Annotated in this window: 1 protein-coding gene; it reads right to left on the minus strand. The window is 28.6% G+C overall.

Annotation, left to right across the window (positions count from 1 at the left end):
• Positions 1–490, minus strand: a 490-nt coding sequence (locus K0039_RS20810) for a PrpR N-terminal domain-containing protein (protein ID WP_306665656.1), incomplete at both ends; no start/stop codon positions are given.

Consider the following 490-nt stretch of genomic DNA (forward strand, 5'->3'; position numbering starts at 1 on the left):
ATAATTTTTGTACTTCCTATATTTTGTATTTCACCAATTTGAGGTTCCATAGTTTCAACCACTTGTGGAAGAACTGTGTTTGGAATAACGTCTATAACATTATGATAAAGTGCATTTTCTTTTTTTATACCAAATATTTTTTCGGCACTCTTATTAAATAATGTTATTTTAAAATTTTTATCAACTGTTATTATTCCATCATGTACAAAATCTGTCATAGCTTCTATCTGTAATCTTCTTTTTTGTTCATCCTTGGTTGCTTCGAGTATTTGCTCTGCTTGTTGAATGGCTCTAAGTATGTTTTCTTCTCTAGATTCGATTAATATTCCCTTGCAATTAAGTCTCTTAACAATATGTGCAACAGTGGTGTCTCCTATATACGTGTTTATACCTTTCTTTCTGTACTTTTCTATAGCATCATAAATTTCCTCTTCTTTTTCAATTTCAATCATAGTTATTTTCTTATTCAATATTTCTTCTATAATATCGA

Origin of the sequence: Terrisporobacter mayombei, assembly GCF_020748465.1 — a bacterium.
Classification (GTDB): domain Bacteria; phylum Bacillota; class Clostridia; order Peptostreptococcales; family Peptostreptococcaceae; genus Terrisporobacter; species Terrisporobacter mayombei.